The sequence below is a fragment of the Mycetohabitans endofungorum genome, assembly GCF_002927045.1.
GTDB classification, from domain to species: Bacteria; Pseudomonadota; Gammaproteobacteria; order Burkholderiales; family Burkholderiaceae; genus Mycetohabitans; species Mycetohabitans endofungorum.
Genome location: NZ_PRDW01000006.1, coordinates 1 through 23892 on the forward strand (window position 1 = coordinate 1; position 23892 = coordinate 23892).

The 23892-nt window shown below is 63.7% G+C and carries 20 protein-coding genes; 9 read left to right on the forward strand and 11 right to left on the reverse strand.

Annotated elements, in window-relative coordinates; genetic code table 11:
• The 9 genes from dxs to B0O95_RS07345 all read right to left on the reverse strand — a co-directional run.
• On the reverse strand, positions 1–1038 hold a 1038-nt coding region (gene dxs / locus B0O95_RS07305), incomplete at its 3' end, for a 1-deoxy-D-xylulose-5-phosphate synthase (RefSeq protein ID WP_104077310.1).
• Between the two features lie 115 nt (positions 1039–1153).
• On the reverse strand, positions 1154–2233 hold the full coding sequence (locus tag B0O95_RS07310; protein WP_104077311.1) for a 2-aminoethylphosphonate aminotransferase: 1080 nt from the start codon (positions 2231–2233) through the stop codon (positions 1154–1156).
• Complete coding sequence (aepY, locus tag B0O95_RS07315; protein WP_104077312.1) at positions 2233–3402, reverse strand: phosphonopyruvate decarboxylase; 1170 nt, start codon at positions 3400–3402, stop codon at positions 2233–2235. The genes B0O95_RS07310 and aepY overlap by 1 nt, the downstream gene beginning before the upstream one ends.
• A complete protein-coding gene (aepX, locus tag B0O95_RS07320) occupies positions 3395–5089 on the reverse strand; it encodes a phosphoenolpyruvate mutase (protein WP_199180456.1) in 1695 nt (564 codons plus the stop codon). Before aepX ends, aepY begins: the two co-directional genes overlap by 8 nt.
• Positions 5090–5109: 20 nt before the next feature.
• Positions 5110–5886, reverse strand: a complete 777-nt coding sequence (locus tag B0O95_RS07325; RefSeq protein WP_104077313.1) for a phosphocholine cytidylyltransferase family protein — start codon at positions 5884–5886, stop codon at positions 5110–5112.
• 86 nt (positions 5887–5972) lie between these two features.
• Positions 5973–6998, reverse strand: a complete 1026-nt coding sequence (locus tag B0O95_RS07330) for a lysylphosphatidylglycerol synthase domain-containing protein (protein WP_104077314.1) — start codon at positions 6996–6998, stop codon at positions 5973–5975.
• Entirely contained in the window at positions 6995–7726 is a 732-nt protein-coding gene (locus B0O95_RS07335) for a HalD/BesD family halogenase (protein ID WP_233203207.1), read from the reverse strand. Before B0O95_RS07335 ends, B0O95_RS07330 begins: the two co-directional genes overlap by 4 nt.
• Positions 7727–7785: 59 nt before the next feature.
• Positions 7786–8439 carry a CDP-alcohol phosphatidyltransferase family protein gene (locus B0O95_RS07340; protein WP_370641781.1) on the reverse strand — a complete coding sequence of 218 codons (654 nt, stop codon included), beginning with the start codon at positions 8437–8439 and terminating at the stop codon, positions 7786–7788.
• 252 nt (positions 8440–8691) lie between these two features.
• Complete coding sequence (locus B0O95_RS07345) at positions 8692–10467, reverse strand: cation:proton antiporter domain-containing protein (protein ID WP_104077316.1); 1776 nt, start codon at positions 10465–10467, stop codon at positions 8692–8694.
• Between the two features lie 190 nt (positions 10468–10657).
• Here B0O95_RS07345 and B0O95_RS07350 point away from each other — a divergent pair, with 190 nt between their 5' ends.
• From B0O95_RS07350 to B0O95_RS07395, 9 genes are all read left to right on the forward strand, one after another.
• Complete coding sequence (locus B0O95_RS07350; protein ID WP_199180457.1) at positions 10658–11101, forward strand: hypothetical protein; 444 nt, start codon at positions 10658–10660, stop codon at positions 11099–11101.
• 504 nt (positions 11102–11605) lie between these two features.
• Entirely contained in the window at positions 11606–12889 is a 1284-nt protein-coding gene (locus B0O95_RS07355) for a dicarboxylate/amino acid:cation symporter (protein WP_104077462.1), read from the forward strand.
• Between the two features lie 61 nt (positions 12890–12950).
• Positions 12951–14852 carry a sensor histidine kinase gene (locus B0O95_RS07360; RefSeq protein WP_104077318.1) on the forward strand — a complete coding sequence of 634 codons (1902 nt, stop codon included), beginning with the start codon at positions 12951–12953 and terminating at the stop codon, positions 14850–14852.
• A gap of 46 nt (positions 14853–14898) precedes the next feature.
• Positions 14899–16251, forward strand: coding sequence for a sigma-54-dependent transcriptional regulator (locus B0O95_RS07365; protein ID WP_104077319.1), 1353 nt, complete (start codon positions 14899–14901; stop codon positions 16249–16251).
• A 454-nt stretch (positions 16252–16705) separates the two neighbouring features.
• Entirely contained in the window at positions 16706–17422 is a 717-nt protein-coding gene (locus tag B0O95_RS07375) for an ABC transporter permease (protein WP_104077321.1), read from the forward strand.
• 19 nt (positions 17423–17441) lie between these two features.
• Entirely contained in the window at positions 17442–18344 is a 903-nt protein-coding gene (locus B0O95_RS07380) for a glycine betaine ABC transporter substrate-binding protein (RefSeq protein ID WP_104077463.1), read from the forward strand.
• A gap of 13 nt (positions 18345–18357) precedes the next feature.
• Positions 18358–19011 carry an ABC transporter permease gene (locus tag B0O95_RS07385; RefSeq protein WP_104077322.1) on the forward strand — a complete coding sequence of 218 codons (654 nt, stop codon included), beginning with the start codon at positions 18358–18360 and terminating at the stop codon, positions 19009–19011.
• Positions 19008–20156 carry an ABC transporter ATP-binding protein gene (locus tag B0O95_RS07390; RefSeq protein ID WP_104077323.1) on the forward strand — a complete coding sequence of 383 codons (1149 nt, stop codon included), beginning with the start codon at positions 19008–19010 and terminating at the stop codon, positions 20154–20156. The genes B0O95_RS07385 and B0O95_RS07390 overlap by 4 nt, the downstream gene beginning before the upstream one ends.
• A gap of 607 nt (positions 20157–20763) precedes the next feature.
• Positions 20764–21063, forward strand: a complete 300-nt coding sequence (locus tag B0O95_RS07395) for an H-NS histone family protein (RefSeq protein WP_104077324.1) — start codon at positions 20764–20766, stop codon at positions 21061–21063.
• A 6-nt stretch (positions 21064–21069) separates the two neighbouring features.
• Here the strand turns inward: B0O95_RS07395 and B0O95_RS07400 are convergent, their stop codons facing one another.
• Both B0O95_RS07400 and B0O95_RS07405 read right to left on the reverse strand, forming a co-directional pair.
• Positions 21070–21531, reverse strand: a complete 462-nt coding sequence (locus tag B0O95_RS07400) for an NUDIX hydrolase (RefSeq protein ID WP_104077325.1) — start codon at positions 21529–21531, stop codon at positions 21070–21072.
• Positions 21532–21584: 53 nt separating this feature from the next.
• Positions 21585–23840: an amylo-alpha-1,6-glucosidase gene (locus tag B0O95_RS07405; protein WP_104077326.1), complete on the reverse strand. Its 2256-nt coding sequence runs from the start codon at positions 23838–23840 to the stop codon at positions 21585–21587.
• Positions 23841–23892: the final 52 nt, after the last annotated feature.

A 23892-nucleotide genomic window follows, 5' to 3' on the forward strand; every position in this document is an offset into this window, starting at 1 on the left:
CTCCACCAGCCCCGAGCCCTCGCGCATCGCCGGCGTGATGCCCACTACCCGCGGGTCCAGTTCCGCCGCATCGCACAGCCATTCGCCGAAGACCTTGGTGTAGGTTTTCTTAGCGGCGCCGCCAGGCTTGATGCCCTCTTCCGGATTGAACTTGCCCGGACCGTGGTACAGCACCGGATCGGCCTCGGCCAGCTTGTAGCCTTGGCCCTTCTTCGTCACCACGTGTAGGAACTGTGGCCGACTCATCTGCTTCAGGTTCTCGAGCGTCGGGATTAGCGCATCGAGGTCATGCCCATCGATCGGACCGATGTAGTTGAAGCCGAACTCCTCGAACAGCGTCGCCGGCGTGACCATGCCCTTCGCATGCTCCTCGAGCTTGTGCGCAAGTTCCAGCATCGGCGGCGGCAAGATCTTGCGTATGCCCTCCTTCGCACTCGCGTAGAAGCGTCCGGACATCAGCTTGACCAGATACCGGTTCAATGCGCCAACCGGCGGCGAAATCGACATGTCGTTGTCGTTCAAGATCACCAACAACGGGATGTCCTCACACACGCCGGCGTTGTTCAGCGCCTCGAATGCCTCGCCGGCGGTCATCGCGCCGTCGCCAATCACAGCGATCGCACGACAATGCTCACCCTTGAGCTTGCTTGCTACCGCCATGCCCAGCGCCGCCGAGATCGACGTGCTCGAATGGGCGGTACCAAACGCATCGAACTCCGACTCCGAGCGGCGGGGGAAACCTGAGATGCCATTCCACTGGCGCAGCGTGCTCATCTGGTCGCGCCGCCCGGTCAAGATCTTGTGCGGATAGGTCTGGTGGCCGACGTCCCAAACGATTCGGTCCTTCGGCGTGTCGAACACATAATGCAGCGCGATCGTCAACTCGACCGTGCCGAGATTGGACGACAAGTGACCGCCGGTGCGCGACACGCTGTCGAGCACGAAGGCCCTGAGTTCATGGGCCAGCGCCTTCAAATCCGCGCGCGACAGCGAACGCAGCTGGGCGGGATGGTCGATCGTGGAAAGTAGTTTGGTCATCGTGGTTATCCGTACTGACGCCGGTCTGTGCCGGTCTGCTGGGTCGATTCTTCTGTGCCGCCACACCGGAGCCGGGCTGCGCCGCCACGCTTGGGCCGAGGCGATGCACGCCGCCTCACGCCAGCAGCTGCCCGAACGCACGCAGCAACCGGTCCATGTCGTGCGCCGTCAGATTGCCCATCGTCGAGATGCGGAACAACTCAGCCGCCAAGCCGCCCTGCCCCGCATAGATGACGAATCCATGCAGTTTCAACGCATCGTGCAATTGGGCGTAGTCGATCTTCGGCGGCAACCGGTACGCGCGCAGCACGACCGACGATTCCTGCGGCGGCAGTACGCTATCCACGCCCAGTCGCGCCAAACCGTCTCGCACTTGCTCGGCCAGCTTGCGATAACGCGCATGACGCTCGCGCCAGCCGCCCTCGTCCTCAAGCTCGCGCAGTGCCTCGACCAGCGCGTAATACGCGTGCACCGACGGCGTAAACGGCGTATTGCGCTCGTCCTGCAAGCGCGCCAGCCGCCCAAGGTCCAGATAAAACGCCCGGCTTGCTGCGTCGGCCAGCGCCGCGCGACGCACCACGACGAATGACGCCCCGGGCACCCCATGTAAGCATTTGTTCGCTGTCGCCGCGACCGCGACGAGCGCAGGATCGGCAAAGTCGATCGCCTCCGCACCGAAGCTGCTAACGCCATCCAGCAGCACGCCGACGCCGCGTGCGCGGCACGCGTTGAACACGCCCCCGAGGTCGTTCAAGCGGCCCGTAGTCGTCTCATGGTGGACCAGCGCCACGTGGGTGAACGGGCGTTGCGCACGCGCCGCGTCATCTAGCCGTGCCGCCAACGCCTGGACATCCGGCGCGTCGATCCATCGATGTACCGCCACTTCGTGGTTAATCCGATAGTGACGCGCGATATGCGTGATCCGCTCGCCATACACGCCGTTCTCCACCACCAACAGGCGGCCATGCTCCGGTACCAGCGCGGCGACCATGCTCTCCACCGCGCCCGTGCCTGACGCAGTCATCAGGACCGCTTGCCATTCAGCGGGGTCGAGCGCGTAGACGTCCACCAACCGTTCGCGCGCCTCCTGCTGCAAATCGTAGAATTCCGGCTCGCGATGGCACAGGTCGGGCTGCAGCAAGCTTTGTCGCACACGTTCCGTGAGCGTGACCGGTCCCGGGTTCAGTAACAGCATCAGCGGCCTCCCGCACCATGTGCGATGTGGTTCATCAAGCGCCCCTTCACTTGCTCCGGCGTCACGCACGGCCGTGGCAGGCCCTCTGGCGTGCCGGGCCGTATTTTGATACACGCGAAACGCGGCCCGTCGCCGAGCGGCTCGACGTTGAAAACCCGCCGCAGCACACCGAGATCGTCCCCTTCAATCACGAGCCCGTACCCGCACGCCGCGGCCACGCCCGCGAACGACATGCCAGGTGATACGGTCGCCTGGCCACCGGTCGAATCGTGCACGCCGTTGTCCAGCACGATATGCACGAGGTTGGACGCCCCATAGGCGCCCAGCGTCGCAAACGCGCCCATGCGCATCAACGCGGCACCATCGCCATCGAGCGCCACCACACGCAGGTCAGGCCGTGCCAGCGCGAGTCCGAGCGCCATCGTCATCACGCAGCCCATCGAGCCAACCATGTACAACTGGTTTGGCCGGTCGTGCAGCGCATACAGTTCACGACCACAAAAACCGGTGGACGCCAATACCACGCTGCCCTGCACCGGTGTTGCGTCGATCACGCCACGCAGTACGTCGCTGCGCGACGGCAATGCGTCACGGGACGCGCCACACAGCGTCGTTTCGACCGGCACCGCCGCGCGCCGTGCGTGGGCAGTGGTGCCGCGCAGCGGATAGGGCGCGACGCTCCCCTTGTGCATGACCAGCGCATAGGGCCGACCAGTGGCGTCCATATGCGCGATCGCCCGATCCAATGCCGGACCGATATCCGCTGCGTCGGTCGGAAAGGTCTCCCATGCAATCTCCATCGTCTGGAGCATCGCCGGCGTGATCGGCCCCATCAACGCATGCTGCGGCTCGTCGGCCACACCCGGCTGGCCACGCCAGGTGATGATCAACAACTGCGGCAGCCGGAACGTCCAGGTCAGCGAGGTCAGCGGACTGACGGCGTTGCCGAGCCCGGAGTTCTGCATCATCGTGACACCGCGCCGGCCAGCCAGCGTCGCGCCTGCGATCAGTGCGACCGCATCCCCCTCGTTTGCCGCGCTCACATAATGCAGCGATGGAGCCTGCAACACGTAGTTGATGAAAGGTGTCAAAAACGAGCACGGCACGCCCGCGTACCAGTCGAATCCGCGTTCGCGCGCCGCATCGACGAACTGCGCCGCGTCAATCATTGCCGCCTCCGGCGCTCGCCTCCGCGATCGGTACCTGCGTATGGGCGAAATCCGCCGCCCGGCGGAAATCATCCAGATCATTGACGCCACGCCAGTGTCCGTGCACATATTGCACTTCGATCTGCTCGCCGGCGTCAACTAGCGCATTGAGCAGCGCCGGCATATCCAGCGAATCGAAGTCGCCGCGCTCGCGCAGCGTCGCAAACATACGCCGAAGTTTCTCGCGCCCTTCTCCGCGCACGCCCAGCAGGCCGATCCAACGCCCGTGCGGCGCCGTCCCATCCGGCGCGATTGCCTCGCTGCTCACGCGCCGCAGCACGACCTTCTGCCCAAACAGGCCCCGGTCGTCGCCACTCGAGCAGTATGCGAAATCGCGTACGCTCTGGTTGGTCGGCTGCGTCTGCGACGAATCGACGACCACGCAAAAGTGCGCGTCGCTTTCGACCAGGTCGTGCAGGATATAGCTGCGAAACAAGAGATCGCCATACGAGATGACGATATCGTGCTCGAACGCCTGCGTCGCACACGCGAGCGACGCCAGCTCACCGGTCGTCTCGTGCCGCTCGTTGACCACCACACGGATGCCCGCCGTGTCGATCGCATCGGCACGGTAGCCGCCCACGACCGTGATATCGTTCACGCCCTGCTTCTTGAAGCCATCGACAAGCCAGCGCAACAACGGCTTGCCCGCGATCGGCAACATCACTTTGGGCCGCTGTGCGGTGACCGCCTCCAGCCCGCGTCCCCGGCTCGCAGCCAGCACGACCGCCGTGCGCGGCGCACGCGCGGCCAAATAGACCCGCTCGGCGGCTGAATATTCGTCCGCGCCTTGCAAGCGGAAAATCTCGTTGACCGATGCGATCCGGTCCTCGACGCCGACCAGCGTCTCGCTGTCGTGAATTTCTTTGGCGACTGCCTGCATCGCCGACGTGGCCGCGCGTATCAAGTGATTCGCCCAGATCACAATGCTGATACCCGCGTTGCGGAAGACCTGCGTCGGCGTGCTGTAGTACTTCGTCGGCACGATCACCAGCGGCGCGCGATGGGCCCATTCACGTGCGAACGCCACGATTTCCTCGGCCCGCGCCAGCTTGCTGTGGATCAGAATCGCATCGGCCCCAGCCGCGTGATACGCCTCGGCGCGGCGCAGCGCCTCGTCCATGCCCCAGCCGGCAATCAACGCCTCGACCCGTGCGACAATCGAAAAATCCGGGTCATCCTGGGAATCCTTGCCAGCCTTGATCTTGCCGCAGAACTCATCGACGTCCGCCAGCGGCTGCCGTTCGCCGCCGATAAAGCTGTTGGTCTTTGGGAATTGCTTGTCCTCGATGCACACGCCGGCCACGCCGCGCTGCTCCAGCTTTTTGACCAGCCGCCGGACGTTGTTGAAATTGCCGTAGCCGGTATCGCCGTCGAGCAGGATGGGTAGGTCGCTCGCATCGACCATGAATTCCAGCGTGTCGACCACCTGTGTCCAGCTCGCCTCATTGTTATCGCGCACGCCGTATTGCGCCGAGATCGCCAGGCCTGACGCCCAGATGGCATCAAAGCCCGCTTCGCGCACGATCCGCGCGGACAGCCCGTTGTGCGCCTCCATCATGAATTCCAGCTTATCGGAGGTCAGCATGCGGCGCAGCCGCGCCGCACGGCTTTGCGCGCGCGCGACCAAGGTATCGGGGGCATTCATGAGTTCAATAAGCTCCTGTCTCAACGCGACGCGGTCGTACCCGCGGCGAACACCGGCTGCAGCAGGGGCAGCACTTGCGCTCGCGCACGCTCGACGTCCGCGGCAAAATCGATCTCGATCCATGGCGCACCGGTCACGTCGGCCGCTTCAAAGACATGGTTGCGCTCGAGCAGCAGGTCCCGCAGCGCTTCCTCGTGTGGCAAGTTCGCGCGGCCGCTGCCGACATAGTCGGCCGCGATCTGCGCCAGACGCCGCGCGGCCCCCTCGGTCAGGCGGAAAAACCCGACCGACTCGCCCATCGTGTCGTACCGCAGGTCGGCCGCGACCTGCTTGCGCAACTCGACGGGCACACCGTCACGCAAGCATAGCTTGACCGGTTCGTCGCCCGGCTCGAAATCACGATCGATCAGCAACCGATTCGCATGCTCGCCGGCCACCAGCGGCAGCATGAGACGCTCGTCGTACAGCACGTCGGCATCCATCAGCAACACGTCTCCACCCGCGCACAACGCGTCGGATACCGTGTGCACGGTCAGCACGCTGCCCAGCTCGTAGTCCGGGTTAAGCACGAAGCGCGGCGGCGGCGTCCAACCCAGGCGCAGCAGCTCGGCTTCGATCATCTCGTGGTGAAAGCCCAAGGCCAATACGATTTCGTCGACACCGGCCGCCCTGAGTAACCGCAAATGGCGCTCGAGCAGCGTCATGCTGTCGAACTGTAGCAGGCATTTGGGCGACTGCTTGTTCTCGGGCTGGACCAAGCGCAGGCCGCGGCCCGCAGCAAGAATAATGGCGCGCACTGATGCTCCCGTGTGATTCGTCTATGAGTGTTGATTCGCAGCTCCGGGCGAGGCGCTCAAATCAACATGTTGCGCTATCTGGCACGCTAGTCGGCCGCCGGCATCCGCGTAGCCCGGCGGCGTTGCCAGCCGCGCTCAGAAAAATGCAGGTACACCAGGCCCGGCACGCCAAGCAGGATCTCGCGGGCGCGCTTGGCCAGCGACAGCGCGAGGGCCGTGTCCGGCGGCAAGCCGACTAGCGGCGCAAGCAGCAGGTACCCGCCCTCCTGCACGCCGAGCGAGCCCGGGATCATGAACGCCGCGCCGCGGATGGCCTGCCCAATGCTCTCGAGCAGCAGCGCATCGACCCAGCCCACCGGATGTCCAATCAACTGCAGGATCAGCCAGACTTCCCCGGTGCCAACGATCCAGCCGGCCAGGCTCAATGCGAAACTTGCCGCCACCGCACGCGGCTGCCGATACAGCGCGGCCACGTGCGCATCCACCGCATCGGCGCGCTCGAAGAGCACCGACCAGTCGCGCCCCGCCGACAGCTTGGACATCACGCGCGAGAACCGCCCGAACAAGCGCCGCCGTTGCGCCATGTAAAAACCGTACAGCAGCAGCGCAAAGCCCGCGCTCGCGGCCAGCAACGGCGTGCGCAGACCGCCGAGCGCACCATGCGCCGCATCAGCCGCGAACACCGCCAGACCCAGCAACGCGAACACGACTTGTGCGATCGTTTGCCACGTCGTGCTGACGGTCATCACCGCCGCCGATTCCGGCAGCGACAATCGACGCTGCGCCAGATGCCGCACCATCAGCAACGGCCCGCCGATCTGGCCGGCCGGCAGCAGGCTGTTGACCGATTCGCCTGCCCAGCGCGTCAACAGCGCGTCACCGATCGTCACGCCGCCGCGTTCACCCGCCAGCACACCGCCACGCTCACTCGCCAGCACACGGATCGCCGCCGCGTCGACCACCATCGGCAGACCATGGAACGCCGCCACGAGCAGCAAGCCGGAGCCGGCGGCCGACAACGCGGCCATCAACGGTGCGATACCCTGCCATGCCAGCAGCCCGACGAACAGCGACGCGCCGATCGTCAACGAAATCCACGCTGCACGTGTCATGTGCGCGTTCGCTTGCCGTGCCACTGCCGAAATACTTGTCGAAAACCGAAGTAGGCGATTGCGTCCTTCATGTTCGATACGAACCGCTGGAACCGCCCCATGCTCGGATCGGTCACGTACTCGAATGTCAACGATACGCGCCGCTCGTTCGCGCCCAGCGGCGTAATCCGATGATGCAGCTTGTCTCCATCGAAAAAGACCAGAGCGCCAGGCGGCAACTGCACTGCCGCCTCGACGACGGGTATGCCCGGCTCACGAGTGTGCAGCCGGTATTCCAGCTTGCACGACGATTCGTCAACCACGCCCAGCAGCAGCGTGTATCGCCGGCCATTGTAGTACGACGTATCGTAGTGCCAGCCGATATGATCACCGGGCTTGGTATAGAAATAGAGCGCGTATGCGTGAGGATCCGTGTCAGGACAGGCCATCAGGCGGTCCCCGCACAGTGCCTCCAGCCAGCGGATCAACGCCGGCGAACGATACAATTCGGCGATCACCGGTGCAAGCCGGTCGATCGTATGTCTGCTGACACTGCCGCCCTGCTTGTGTCCAGGCAGGTAGTTGCGGTTCACTTCGCCATCGACCCGACGCACTGCATCCACGAGCCGAGCAGTTATGTCCGGCGCCAGAAATGTGTCGAGGAACAGGAACGCGCCCTGGTCAGCGAACGTCTCGCGCAGCAGCTCGGTATCGAGCGCCGCGATGCGCTCGTGCAACGACCTGTCCATTGCCGTGCTGCACTGATGTCCAGCCCCCGCGCCGTCGCGGGCCAATCCGGCCGCGACATTCATGGCGTCGTGCCGTAATGGGTCGCCGCAGCAGCCCCCGTGCCCCGCCGCATTGTGCGGCGATAGTCAATCGCGACCCACACCGCGAACAGCGGTGCGCCGATTGCCGCCGCCAACAGGAACGGCGTCACGCCATCCAGCAACGTGACCAACGGCAGCAGGTAAAGTATGTCCTCGGTTTCAAAGCCGGCCAAAAACGCCTGGCGCGTGCCGGCCTTGCCCGCGCGCTGCTCGATGCGCATGCGCAGAAAGAAAATCAACGCTACGGCTAGGCCGGCCACCCAGCCGAGCCACGCAGGCGCCGCCGGCAGCGATAAGTGCGCATCGGCAGGGACACCCAACCCCATGCCGACGAACAGCCCGATCGTAACCAGCGCGTCCGCCGCGAGGTCGTAGAAGTGGCCCAGGCGGCTCGATTTACCGCTGATGCGGGCCAACTCACCGTCCGTATGGTCAACAAAATTGGACAGCACGATCAGCAACGCGCCGACGTTGGTCCAACCATATCCACCACTGGCCAGCGCGGCCGCGCCGGCCAGGCCGATCAACAGGCGCAGCGTCGTTAGGTAGTTCGGCGTGACCGAGGTGTCCTTCAATGGCATCACGAGCCGGCGAGCGAGCCGCGCATCCCATTGCCGAGGCGGCGGTGGCATGTCGGATGACGTCCCGGATGCCATATTCTGTCTTTTTTCCATCCCGGGAATATAACCCTTCTGTGCGCCCATTGCAGTCCAGGGCCACGTACGCAACGCGGTGATACCGATGAGAACCCCAGATTTACTAGGTTTCGGCTGGGTTCACCACAGGTTTATCCACAGAAACTGTTGATAACTTTTACACGCATTCGGCCAACATTGTCATGCTTCGCCCAATCACTTGACATCCGGTCAAACCCGACGTAGCCATCATCGCGGGTGACCCGACGCACCGGTTGCATCGACACCGCCCACGGTCGCGGCGCTCGTCATCCGCGACAGCACGTGCGAGGTCATGCCGCGCGCCAACTCGCTATCCCCAACAAACACGGTGCCGACTCGTTCCGATTGGAGCAGCGCGGCCTCGTCGTCGTTGTCGGTGCATAACACCGCTTCGATAGACGGGTTCAGCGTGCGGGCGGTGTCAACGATCTTGCGAACATCAAATGTGTCCGGCAACGTCACCACCAGCATCCCGGCGCGAGCGACATGCGCCTGCACCAGCACCATCGGATCGGACGCATCGCCGCACACGGCGGGCACCTGCTCGGCGCGCAGCTTCTCGACGATATCGCGATGCTGCTCGGCCACCACATACGGGATCCGATGTGCGGCCAACGTCTGCGCGACACGGCGCCCGACCCGACCATAGCCGACGATCACGACTTGGCCGGTCAGGTGCGCCTGCGGCACCGTCATCGGCAGCGCGGCAAGCGGATCCTCGCGGCATTCCATCCGTCGCGCCAGGCTGGAACGACTACGGATCCATGCCTGCGCCGGCTCGATCGCGGCGAACACGAGCGAATTCAACGCAATGGAGATCAGCGAGCCGGCCAGGACCAAGTCCTGCCCCTCTTTCGGCAACAAGCCGAGCGACATCCCCAGTCCGGCCAGGATGAACGAAAACTCGCCGATTTGCGCAAGGCTCGCGCCGACGGTCAACGCACTGTTCAGCGGATAGCGGAAGGCGAGCACCAGCGCCACCGCCGCCACTGTCTTGCCGACCATGATGATCGCGACCACGCCGAGCACGTGTAACGGCGCGTTGATCAGCACGTGGGGATCGAACAGCATGCCGACCGACACGAAGAACAGCACCGAGAACGCGTCGCGCAACGGCAGCGTTTCGTCCGCCGCGCGATGGCTGAATTCGGACTCGCGCATCATCATGCCGGCGAAGAATGCGCCCAGCGCGAACGACACGTCGAACAGGCGTGCCGAGCCGTACGCCACACCCACTGCGGCGACGATCACGCACAGCGTGAACAGCTCGCGCGAACCGGTGCGGGCCACCAGGAACAACAGGCGCGGGAACACCCGGCGGCCGACCACCAGCATCAGTGCGATGAAGGCGGCGACCTTCGCGAACGTCACGCCGACCATGGCCCACAAGCTGGGCTGCGGCGCGGCGGCGCGCGCCTCGGTCAGTCCCGCGCCATGATTGCCGTCTGGCGAACCGCCGAGTAGGCCGGCCAACGGCGGAAGCAACACCAGCACGAGCACCATAACCAGGTCTTCAACGACCAGCCAACCGACCGCAATACGACCGTTGGCCGAATCAAGCTGGCCGCGCGCCTCCAGCGCGCGCAGCAATACGACCGTGCTGGCCACCGATAGCGCCAGACCGAAGACGAGCGACACCCCGACCGGCCAACCCCACCACATCGCTGTGCCCATGCCGAGCGCCGTCGCCACCGCGATCTGGACGATCGCGCCGGGCACGGCGATACGCTTGACGGCCAGCAAGTCGTCGAGCGAGAAATGCAGTCCGACGCCGAACATCAACAGCATCACACCGATCTCGGAAAGCTGGCCGGCAAGCGCCACGTCGCCGACAAAACCCGGCGTCGCGGGTCCGCACAGCACGCCGGCCAGCAGGTAGCCGACCAGCGGCGGCATCTTGAGCCACGACGCGGCGTAGCCGAGGATCATCGCGAGCCCGAGCCCGGTTGCGATCAGAGTGATGAGGCTGATGTCGTGAGGCATGCGACTCCTTCAAAAATCCGGGGATAAGCTTACAAAAGCCTTAATGATACGGGAGCTTAGCGCCTTCATGGCGATCGACGTGCTAGAAATGGCTGGAATTACGCACAAAAATGACGCGCGACGAGCTAGCCGGTCGCTGTGCTCGGCACCTCGAGTAAAATTACAGCCTCATCTCAATCAAGGCAGAAGTATGGAGCTTCACGAACAGATCGACGCGGTGCAACGGCTGATTGACCACCTTGCCAGCGCCGGGCCGGCAGCTTCGGCGGCTCTGGCTGACCCGGCAACAAAAACAGCCAATGATTCAACACCGCCTCGGTTGCACTTCAACCGTCCGTCGCAAAACGAAATCGTCGTGACACTCGGCGAGCACTCCGTTACGCTCGGGCCCGCCGATATCTCAGCGATCATTGAGGAGTTAGCGATCGCGCGTGCCTCGATGACGCCTGAGCCGCCCGCTACACTGCCGCCGGGCTGGCGCTTCGCGGCAACGCAGGATCCGGCGATCGCCACGCAATCACATAACAATGGCTCGAAACTGGTCGTGTTCCGCCATACCGGCTATGGCTGGGTGCCGTTCACCTTTACGCCGAACATGGTGATGAACCTGCTGGCCGCGCTATCGGCGAAGTAGCGCATTGCCGCGGCGATACGCCACTTTGCTGCTCGCCGATGCGCCCACCTACGCGCCATACGATCAACGCCGATTCATGCGAAATGCCGCTTCATCTCGCATGAATCGAGGGCCGTGAACGCAACGCTTCAGCGCAGGCTCAGCGCCAACACTCGCGCTATAGCCTTGCCTTTATCCAAGCCAAGGGACTCGTTCAATGCATCTGGATATCCAGATTTTCCCACCGGCATTTTCCGGAAATCCGGAGAACACAGCATTGCACTGCACCCTCATAACCGTTATCAGTCAAATACTTATACCAAACGGACGAGGCTGGCACCGGCCTTGCACATAGAGCGCCCACGGCCGCCAAGCCAGGACACAACTACAGCCAGGAGACATCGCATGTCCGTCCGTCGATCCCGCTCACGCTGAACCTGCCAACGCACGCAACGCGTTATCCGCGCACGCCCGTGACGAAACTGTCCGGGCCTGCGATTCTTGTCACAAACGATAAGGGTATCTATCGTGAAAAAACCCCTCTACAAGGTCCTTTACGTCCAGGTGTTATTTGCCATCGCACTGGGCATCCTGCTGGGCCATTACCATCCACAATTAGCCATACAGATAAAACCGCTGGGTGACGCGTTCATCAAGCTGATCAAGATGGTGATCGGACCCATCATCTTCTGCACCGTAGTGTCCGGCATCGCTGGCATGCAGGACATGAAGAAGGTGGGCCGCGTCGGCGGCAAGGCGTTGCTGTACTTCGAGGTCGTCTCGACGTTCGCCCTGCTGATCGGCCTGGTCGCCTCGCATATCCTAAAGCCCGGTGTAGGCTTGAACATTGATCCGACCACGCTCGACAGCAAGGCGGTGTCAACCTATGCGCAAAAGGCGCATGGCCAGACGACGGTCGATTTCCTAATACACCTAATCCCCGACACATTCTTTAGCGCCTTCGCGCAAGGCGACATCCTGCAGATTCTGCTGATCGCGATCCTGTTCGGCAGCGTGCTGGCCCAGCTGGGCGAGCGCGGCGCCAAGGTGTCCGCATTCATCAGCAGCGTCTCGCAGGTGTTCTTTGGCATGGTGCACCTGATCACGAAGGTCGCGCCGCTCGGCGCGTTCGGCGCAATGGCGTTTACGATCGGCAAGTACGGGGTCGGCTCGCTGCTGCCGTTGCTCAAGCTGATGGGCACGTTTTACCTGACGTCGCTGCTGTTCGTGCTGATTGTGCTCGGCACGATTGCGCGTGTCGTCGGCTTCAGCATCGTGCGTTTTCTCGGCTACATTAAGGAAGAGTTGCTGATCGTGCTCGGCACCAGTTCGTCCGAGGCGGCGCTGCCGCACCTGATGGAAAAGCTCGAGAAGCTCGGGTGCTCGCGCTCGGTCGTCGGACTGGTGGTGCCGACCGGTTACTCGTTCAATCTCGACGGCACGAACATTTATATGACGATGGCCGTTCTGTTCATCGCGCAGGCGACCCATACCGACCTGACATGGGGTCAGCAGTTGACACTGCTGGCCGTCGCAATGCTCACGTCCAAGGGCGCGAGCGGCGTCACTGGTGCCGGGTTCATCACGCTCGCCGCGACGCTAGCGGTCGTGCCGACCATTCCGCTCGCTGGCATGGTACTGATCCTCGGCATCGACCGCTTCATGAGCGAGTGTCGTGCGCTGACAAATATCGTCGGCAACGGCGTGGCAACGGTCGTCGTGTCCGCGTGGGAGCACGAACTCGATCGCGACAAGCTCAAGCGCGTGATGCGCCGGCCGGCAAGCATCGAAGCGGAAGCGACCGCATAGGCGCCCGCACGGCGTTGTGCCACAATGGTGCATCCATCCGCTGCTACCCTGACATCTCGCCGTGCTACGCCGTACCGCCGTATTGCTGGTGCTCGCCGCGGTCGTCATCGCAAGCTGCGTCGCGGCCTGGTCGACCGCGCGCACTCATGCGATCGACCGCTTGCGCGAGGCGTCGGCCGCACGCGCGGCGCGCACAAGCGCCACACTGCAAGCCGCGCTAGACCGCTATGAGCCCCTGCCGTACCTGCTCTCCACGCATCCTCTGGTGCAGGATGCGCTGCGGCAGCCGAACGGTGAAGCGGTCGCCCGCGCGAATCGCTACCTGGAGGAAATCGCACAACGCTCGAAGGCGTCACAGGCCTACCTGATCACCGGCGACGGCCTGTGCGTGGCAGCCAGCAACTGGCGCGAACCCGGTAGTTTCGTCGGAACACGCTATAATTTCCGGCCGTATTTCGTCGCCGCGATCGCGGGACGCGAGGACCACTTTTTCGGGATCGGCACGCGCTCGCATCAGGCCGGCTACTACATTTCCCAGCCGGTCTCACACAACGGGATCCAAGTCGGCATTGTGGTAATTAAAATCGACCTAAGCTGGTTCCCGCCGCAAGACCGGTCCGAGCCGCTGTTCGTCACCGATGCCAACGGTATCGTCATCCTGTCGTCGATCCCATCGTGGAAGTACCATACGACGCACCCGTTGTCGAGCCAGGCTTCGGCATGGATTCGCGACACCGAACAGTACAGCGACGAGCCGTTGACGCCGTTGCCGCTAACCAGGGCGCGCACGCGCGAAGCGAACGCAGAGTTGGTGCGGTTCGGCTCAGGCCAGCTGGCACCGCTGTATCTGCAAACCGAGCAGCCGCTGAGCGAGCTTGGCTGGCGCTTGACGGTACTGTCGCCGCTGGATGATGTCGATGCACGGGCACGCGCCATGACGGTGGCGACCGGCTTGGCGCTACTGATTGCCGCGCTGCTGGGCTTCTACTGGCGGCTGCGAAGGGCCAAGCTGCGCGAAATGGAGTACGGCCGCCGGATGCTGCAGAACGCCTATGCGGAACTGAACCAGCGCGTCGCGGAGCGTACCGCGGACCTGTCGGCGGCCAACGAGCGACTCACGCGCGAAGTCGGCGAACGCACGCGCGCGGAAGCGGAACTGCGCGCCGCGCAAGACGAACTCGTGCAAGCCAGTAAGCTGGCCGCGCTCGGGCAAATGGCCGCTGGCATCACCCATGAGCTGAACCAGCCACTCGCCGCGCTGCGCACCTTTTCCGATAACACACGGGTGCTAATCGAGCGTAACGCGCTGGATGCGGCACGCGAGAACCTACAGGCCATCGCGACACTGATCGACAGGATGGGGCGCATCACGAACCAGTTAAAACTGTTCGTCAGCAAGCGGCGCCCGCGCGATGCGCACGCCGTCGTCGCGCAGGCGCTGCGCAACGCATTGGCGATGTTGCGCGACAAGCTTGCCGGCATCGACGTGCGAGTCGTAAGCGTGCACGCCGGTGGCAAGCGTGCGCCGTTCGATTTGAATGCACTGGATACGTCACCCGCTGTGCGCTGTGATGACCTGCGAGTCGAGCAGGCGCTGATCAACCTGATCGGCAACGCAGCCGATGCGCTCGCCAGCAACCCGGCGGCACGCATTATCATTGAAGTCGACACGCGTCCAGACGTCGTGGCGATCGCCGTCATCGACAACGGTCCCGGCATCGCCGCCGACGTGCTGCCCCGACTGTTCGAGCCGTTCTTCACCACCAAGGAAATGGGGCAAGGGCTGGGGCTCGGGCTGGGGCTCGGGCTGGCGATCGCCGCGTCGATCGTGCGCGACGCGGGCGGCACGCTGAGCGTGGCCACCACGCGCGACGACGATCGCGATGCGCCGGCGCACGGCGCATGCTTCGTGATGACGCTGCCACGCGCGTATGCGCGCTCGGACCAGGACACGCCGGCATGACCACACATCGCCCACGCCATTGTTCACCGCATGGACAACCACAACCATGACCAACGGCTTGCAGGTATTGTTCATTGAAGACGACGAGCTAGTACGGCGCGCCAACGTCCAGAGCTTGATGCTCGGCGGCTTCGACGTGACCGGCTATCCGAGCGTAGAAGCCGCGTTGGACGCGATGCACGCCGCCGGCGCCGGCGTGCCCGGCGCGATCGTCACGGATGTCCGGCTGCCCGGGGCGAGCGGTCTAGAACTGCTGTCGCTGATGCGCGAGCGAGCGCCGGATGTGCCCGTGATCGTCGTCACCGGCCATGGCGATATCTCAATGGCGGTGCAGGCGATGCGCGACGGCGCGTACGACTTCATTGAAAAACCCTTTTCATCGGAGCGCCTCGCCGACGCCGTGCGCCGCGCGCTCGAACGGCGCGCGTTGCAACTGGAGAACCGTGCACTGCGCCGAGAGCTAGCGGCCCAGCGTCCCGGCACCGTGCACATCATCGGCACAAGCGCGGCGATCGAGCAGGTCCGCACGATGATCGCCAACGTCGCGCCGACCGATGCCGCAGTGCTGATCAACGGCGAGACGGGCGCCGGCAAGGAGTTGATCGCACGGGCATTACATGAACAGTCTGCGCGCCGCGACCGGCCGTTCGTCGCGATCAACTGCGCGGCATTGCCCGAGCCAATGTTCGAGTCAGAGATGTTCGGCCACGAGCAAGGCGCCTTCACCGGCGCGACGCGACGTCGCGTCGGCAAGCTCGAATATGCATCGGGCGGCACGCTGTTTCTCGACGAAGTCGAAAGCATGCCGCTCGCACTGCAGGCAAAGCTGCTGCGCGTGCTGCAGGACGGTGTGCTGGAACGGCTGGGCTCGAACACGCCAGTGCACAGCGACGTACGGATCATTGCGGCGGCCAAGGGAGACATGAACCAGCATGTGGCGGTCGGCACGTTCCGACGCGACCTGCTGTACCGCTTAAATGTCGTGACGATCACCCTACCGCCGCTCAGCGAGCGTCGCGAGGACATCGTGCCGCTGTTCGAGCATTTCGTGCTCGATGCCGCAGTGCGCTACCAGCGCCCGGCGCGCGTGCTCACCGACGCGCAGCGGCACGCGCTGATGCAGCAAGACTGGCCGGGCAACGCGCGCGAGTTGCGCAACGCCGCCGATCGCTTCGTGCTTGGCATCGGTTTGGACGATGTGCAGCACGCCGCCCGCCCGGACAACGACGCGCAGCCACTGAAAGAGCGCGTCGAGCAGTTTGAGCGCGCGCTCATCGCACAGGCCCTGGATGCGCACGGCGGCGCCGTATCGACTGCGGCCGAGCGCCTGCAAGTCGGTAAGGCGACACTGTACGAGAAGATCAAGCGCTACGGGCTCGCCACGCGCGGTGAAACATGAGCACAGCTGCCTCTAACGGCGATCGGACAGCGATAACTGCATTTTCCCTGCCAGCGCTGGACTTTTGCGCGGACATTGAATAGAATGTTAGCGTCTGCAATACAAGATCGTGGTAGTTATTGCGTGATCCAAGCCCTTTCGCGCAATTTCAATACGGTTGCATGAAAGATGGGTTCGCATCGGCGGACCCTTTCATCTGCCCGGCCGTACCGGGCGCTTTAGTGGACTCGGCGGCGCGTTGCGCCCGGTCCTTCCGCCAGTCGTCCACGGACGACATCCTGCCCGTGCAGCGGCCATCGTTGCAAATGCGACCGCGCAGCGGGCAACCGTGCAGCATGTGACGGCATTGTGCCGTCCGCCTTCAGCGTGCCGGGCTTCGTGCCCCGCGCGTGGCTCGCTATTATCTTGCTTTAGAGCGCGTGCTGTATCGGCAACCCACGAGGAGAACTCAACGATGACGAGTCGTCGCGCGAAGCTATTGTCGAGCTTCATCGTGCTGACACTGATCGTGACAGCGCTGGTCCGCGCGATCGGACCGGACGTGCTGTGCAAGTATCACACCGACCTGCTGTACTACACCGGCGCACACCTGTTGCTGGTCGGCGCGTCGATGGCGCTCGCGCTGCTCACCGGCATCCCCGCCGGCGTCCTGCTGAGCCGCGCGTCGAACCCGCGGCATGCAGAGCGGCTGATGCAGGTGCTAAACGTGGGCAACACCGTGCCGTCACTGGCGGTGCTCGCGCTAGCACTGGCGGTCCTGGGTATCGGCGCCGCGCCGGCGATCGTCGCACTGTGGCTTGCGTCGTTGCTGCCGATCGCCCGCAACGCATACGAGGGTATGCGCGCGGTACCGCCCGCATGGCGCGAGGCGGCGCGTGGCCTCGGCATGACGTCGCTGCAGTCGATGTTCAAGGTCGAGCTTCCCAACGCGATGCCGATCATCATCGGCGGTGTGCGCACCGCGCTCGCCATCAATGTCGGCACCGCGCCGCTGGCCTTCCTGATTGGCGCCGACAGCCTCGGCACATTGATTTTCCCGGGAATCTACCTGAATGATCCGGCCATGCTGCTGTTGGGCGCCGCATCGACTGCTGCGCTGGCGCTCGCGCTGGACGCACTCGTTGCCGGCATCGCTCGCGCCGCGTTGGCGCGTCGCGGACTGGCACTGTAACGAAAGCGCAGGAGAATTTATGATCCGTTTTCTCAAATGCGTCATGACTTGGCTGCTCGCTGGCTCCGCGCTGGCGAGCGTGGTACCGGCGCACGCCGCGACGCTGGTCGTCGGCGGTAAGAATTTCACCGAGCAATTGCTGCTCGCGGAAATCACTTCACAATACCTGCGCTCTCGCGGCTACACGGTCGAGAGCCGCAGCGGCCTAGGCAGCGTGCTGATGCGCAGCGCGCTGGAGAACCGGCAATTGGATATCGTATGGGACTACACTGGTACGGCGCTGATCGTCTACAACCGAATCCATGAGAAGCTCGATCCGCAAACCGCGTACCGCCGTGTACGCGATCTGGACAAACCGCGTGGCCTGGTGTGGCTCAAGCCGTCGGCGCTGAACAACACATACGCGCTGGCAATGCCTCGCAAGCGCGCCGAACGCGACGGCATCCGCACGATCTCGCAACTGGCCGCGAAGATCCGACAAGACGATCCGCACAAGCGGCACTGGTTTGCGATGGACGCGGAGTTTGCGAACCGGCCAGACGGATTGCGGCCATTGCAGGCGCTGTACGACTTGCGACTGCGCCGCTCGGATGTCAAGCAGATGGACTCCGGGCTGGTCTACACGGCGTTGCACAACGACCAAGCCATGTTTGGGCTGGTCTACACGACCGACGGACGCATCAAAGGCTTCGGCATCACGGTGCTCGACGACGATCTCGGCTTTTTCCCAGCATACAACGCAACGCCGGTCGTGCGCCGTGACGTGCTGGACCAGCACCCGGAACTCGCGAAGCAACTCGATGCACTGTCCGCGCAGATCAACAGCGAAGTGATGTCCGAGATGAACAAGCGCGTGGACATCGACGAGGAGTCGATCAGTGCGGTCGCCGCCGATTTCCTGCGCACACACGCGTTGCCTTAAGCCGGGAGAACCGATGGACCTGATGACCTATTTCTCGAACAATTGGCAGGAACTGGCGTCGCTCACCGTGCAGCATCTCGCACTGGTTGGCACTGCCGTCGGCTGCGCGATTCTCGTCGGCGTGCCGCTCGGCATCCTGATCAACCGATGTGCATGGCTGGCTGGCCCGCTGCTCGGCTGCGCGACGATCGTGCTCACGCTGCCGTCGATTGCGCTGTTCGGCCTGATGATTCCGCTGCTGTCGCGCTGGGGTGTCGGCATTGGCCCCGCTCCCGCGATCGTGGCAGTATTCCTGTACTCGCTGCTGCCGATTATGCGCAACACCTACCTGGCGCTGCGCAATGTCGATCCAAGCATCCGCGAAGCGGGTACCGGCATCGGCATGACGCGGTGGCAACGGCTCACGCTCGTCGAGCTACCGCTCGCCGTGCCGGTGATCATCGGCGGCGTACGGACGGCCGTCGTCATGAACATCGGCGTGATGACCATTGCTGCAGTCATCGGCGCCGGAGGCCTCGGCGAGCTGGTACTGCGCGCGATCAGCCAAAGTAACATGACGCGGCTGGTGATCGGGGCGGTGCTCGTGAGCATGCTGGCCATCGTCGCGGACCTGCTGCTGCACGCGCTGCAGCGTGCATTGACACCGAAGGGAGTAGCGAAAACATGATCGAACTTGACCACTTGACGAAGACCTTCACGCGCAAGGACGGCAGTGCGGTACGGGCGGTCGACGCCGTTAGCCTGACCGTTGCCGAAGGCGAAATCTGCATTTTTCTCGGCCCTTCGGGATGCGGCAAGACCACGACGTTGAAAATGATCAATCGGCTGATTCAGCCGACCGGCGGCCGGGTGCTGCTCAACGGCGAGGACACCGCGAACGTCAACGAAGTGGAACTGCGTCGCCACATCGGCTACGTGATTCAGCAGGTCGGCTTGTTTCCGAACATGACGATCGAGGAGAACATCACGGTCGTGCCACGGCTGCTCGGCTGGGACAAGGCGCGCTATCGCGAGCGTGCGACTGAACTGATGTCGATGGTCGCGCTGGACCCGAAGCTGTATCTGAAGCGCTATCCGCGCGAGCTTTCTGGCGGCCAGCAACAACGCATCGGCGTAATCCGCGCGCTCGCGGCTGATCCGCCTGTAATGTTGATGGATGAGCCGTTCGGCGCGGTCGACCCGATCAACCGGGAGTCGATCCAGAACGAGTTTTTCCAGATGCAACGTGCGCTGAAGAAAACGGTAATCATGGTGAGCCACGATATCGACGAAGCGATCAAGCTAGGCGACAAGGTCGCCGTGTTCCGGCGCGGCCAGTTGGTGCAGTTCGATCATCCCGACACCTTGCTTGCCCATCCCAAGGACGAATTCGTCAGCGCGTTCGTGGGCCACGACAGCACACTCAAACGCCTGCTGCTGGTCAAGGCGAGCGATGCGGCAGCCCACGCCCAGACCGTGCACGTCGATACCCCGCTTGCCCAAGCGCTCGGCGTGATGGACGACACCGACAATCGCTACGTGACGGTCACCGACGACGCACGGCGCGCATTGGGCTACGTATCGCGTCGTGTCGCGCGTGAAGGCGCCTCCACCCCGGCACGTTGCGGCGACAAAATGCGTGAATTCGCGACCACCGTGAATGCGGAGGATAACTTGCGCGTGGTGTTATCAAAGATGTTCGAGGTTAACTCGTCGTGGTTGCCAGTCGTCGATCCGGAAGGCGGCTACCTCGGAGAAATCACGCAGGATTCGATTGCTGAATACCTGAGTTCTGGCCGCTCGCGCGGCGTGCCGACCACCGCTGGCGTGTAATCCTCGCCGGCCTGGCCGGCCGGCAAAGCCCACATCCTCGGCAGACACGCCGGTGATCCGACCGAGGATGCCATGGCGAGGCGCTTTATACTGCGAGCACGTTACTGTACTCGGATTTGACGTAGTCGTGAAATGTGCTTAGATAAAGGTGACTTGTCCAACCACAAGGAGTGCGTCATGTCAGGAGCGAACCGGCCAGCAGGCCCCGCTACCCCAAAATCCCGGCAATTGGCAGAACAGATTACCCGCGACGAGATGGAGCGCAATCTCCCGGATGCATTGTGGGGTCTGGAACGCGACAGTGACAACGGCCACGGCGTACCGGACGACCCTCTGCCTCGCACACGCACCGCCGGTAAGACTCGTCGTTCGGCGAGGACCCCCGACGGCGGTTAAATACAAGGCCGGACAGGGACTAGCTGCCCGTCGCCGCTAGCCCTACCGCTGCGGGCCGCCGGAAAATGCGGCCCGATTCGTTCCCGCTCTGCCCGCCCCGAAGCGTAACTAGAGCGTAACCGAGGCCGACTCGCCTATTCGGTGACAACGCGTCCGCGACACCGCCGGCGCGCTATCATCGCGCATTATTCCACTCGAGCTAAAAAAACTAATGGCAACTTACAAGCAACTCCAACAACAAATCGAAGCGTTGCAGCGGAAGGCCGAGGAGGCCCGTTTGGCTGAGCTAGATGCAGTGATCGCGGACATCCGCGCGAAGGTCGCCGAATACGGATTAAGTCCCCAGGACATCTTTGGCCGACGGCATGCGGCGAACAGCGCGCCGGGAAAGCGTGCCCCCGCGCCGGCGAAGTACCGAGATCCTGCCAGCGGAGCCACGTGGTCCGGGCGGGGACGGGCGCCGGCCTGGATTCACGGCAAGAAGCGCGAACGGTTCCTGATCAAGGAATAACGCAGATCACGCTGCTGCACCGTTCAGTTGGCGGTGCAACGCCGGCAGCGAAAGTTTGGTTTCGAACAGCCTCGTGAGGCTGGCGCTAGTGTAGCGGCTGAGTTCGGTCGGCCGCACCCACCGGAACGCGTCCATTTCGGGAATCATCTTCCCGTTCCGGTGGCTCGGAAACAGGCACGTGCATACGCATTCGCGGATAGCAACGTCGCGCGTCGAGACGCTGGTCGCGAACAAGTGCAATTCCTTGTCAGGGCGATAAGGAAACACCCCCAGCTCGACCAGCGCTGCTGCGTCGAGCACCAAACCGGTCTCTTCGCGGGTCTCGCGTAGCGCTGCATCGATCGGTGCCTCGCCTGGATTGGGTTGCCCCTTCGGGATGTCCCAGTGGCGCGTCTCGGTTGCGTGGCACAGCAACACGCTACCGAGTTCGTTGAGTATCACAACGCCGCACGAGTTCTGTTTTGGCATAACGATCCAGTTTCACGTTCCGGTACAGCTCCGATGCATCAATCCGTACCACGCTAAAGCAACGCGAGCACGCGCGCGTCACCGCGGTCCACAACCGGCACCACCTGCTCCCCCACGCGGCGGAACGTCAACGATACAGTCCGGCTGCCCACGCGCAGATCGCCGACTTCCAGCCAATCGATGCCTGCCGGCAACCGCGGGCGCTCAATGCGGACCTCCTCCCGCTGCGCGTCCACGGTCACGCCCAGGCAAGCCTCGAGCATCATGAACGGCGAACCTGCCGCCCAGGCCTGCGGCAGGCACGCGACCGGATAGGCGGTCGGCGGCTCGCCGCGCCGCCGCGTAAAGCCACAGAATAGCTCAGGCAACCGCATGTCGAAGTTGATTGCCGCCTCGAACAGTGCCTGCAGCAACCGCACCGCCGCGCCCTTTTCGCCGTAGCGCGCCATGCCGCGAGCGCACAGCGCGGTATCGTGCGGCCACACCGAACCGTTATGGTAAGACATCGGATTGAACCGAGGCTGGCCGCCGGCTAGCGTGCGCAGGCCCCATCCGGTGTGGAACAACGCGGACTCGAGAGTATGCGCGACCTGCTCGCCACGCGCCTGGTCCGCTAACCCGAACGCCAGCAGGTGCCCGGCGTTCGAGGCCAGCACACGGCACAACTGACCATGCCCGTCCAATGCCATCCCATAGAAGCCTTCCTGCGGCATCCAGAACATCGCCTCGACTCGTTCGCGCAGCGCTGCGGCACGCGTCGTATAGTTGGCGGCGAGCGTGACGGCGCCACGATGCTGCGCCAACCGCGCCATTGTCTCGAACGCCGCACACGCGTACGCCTGTACCTCGACCAGTGCGATCGGTCCGTCCGGCATGCGCCCGTCTGAGTGAAACACCGAATCGTGGCTGTCCTTCCAGCCCTGGTTGGCTAGGCCGCTGTCCGCCGCGCGCTGATAGTCGAGCAGCCCGAACGGGTTGCGGTCGCATACCCGTGCAATCCATTGCGCGGCCAGCTCCAGCGCCAGCCACAATTCGTCGATTAACGCCGCATCGTCGGTCCTCTCGAGGTAAGCTCCGGCCAACACGATGAACAGCGGCGTCGTATCCACACCGCCGTAGTACAGCGCAAACGGCACTTCCCCAGTCACCGCCATCTCGCTCTTGCGCATCTCGTGCATGATCTTGCCAACCGCGGCATCGCGAAACGCCGAATCCTCGCGCGCCTGATGGGCTGCGAGAAAACGGAGCACGCCACGGGCCAGCGCCGGCTGTACCCACAGCGTCTGCAAGGACGTCATCACCGCGTCCCGCCCGAATGGCGTCGAGAACCACGGAATACCCGCATACGGATAGGGTCCGGTGTCCCGATCCGTGGTCAACAATCCCAAATCGGCAAACGAACGCTCCATCCAAGCATTGAACAACGGATTGCTCGAGCGCAGCCTTGCACTGGCGCGACGCCTATCGCGCATCATCCGGTGCGACTCGGCCAGCGCGGCGCGTACCGCCGCCCGTCCCGCACCGCTCAAGCCGGCTGGCGGCGTCGACACCAGACCGCCGGGCACCTGCGCGGCAGCCTCGTTGATTGGCCGGGTAACGATCGTGACCTGCAGGTAAACCGACAGACACGCCTCGGACGGCAACGTCAATGTATAGTCGGCGCGCCCCGGCAGCAGCTTGTCCGGAGCAGGCGAAAACGCGACGCGCACAACCCGCTCGACGTTGTCCAAACCCTGGTAGCCGAACACGACCTCATCATTGTCAACATAGGGCGGCACCAGCATGCCGCGCCGGCTGCGCGGCGAGCCTCGCACTTCGAATATGTCTAGAAAATCGCTGGCAAACGAAATCGACAGCGGTACGACCGCCGGCTCGGTGCCGTAATGGGTCAGCGCGATCGCCTCGTTTAATACATTACCGCACAGCACCCGCAAACGCTCGACATGGACCACACCCTGCGGCGTATGCTCGCCGCCCAATGGCGGCAGCGACCGGTTGGTCAAGTGCGCGGTAAACGCCGTATTGTCGCTGCTCACGCTGCCCGACAGTAGCGACGGCGCTCGGCCGCCAAATGTGAGCTGCAGTTGCGACAGCACCCGCATGTCGTTGACGAACAAGCCATCGTCATGGCCTAGAATATCGCCGTTCGGATCGTTGACGACAAACGTGTCGCCTGACTTCAGTACATACTGCCGACCGGAGATGACATTCGCGTGCTCCGGCGCAATGAACACGCCGTCGTCGCCGGTCTCAACGCCCTGCTCCGGCAGCTTCGCGAGCCCGCCGGCGATCGGTTCTGGCCCCTGCATGAGTTGGCTCCCCTTTCAAAACACCTGCGTTGTCACAGCACCGCTCGCGTGC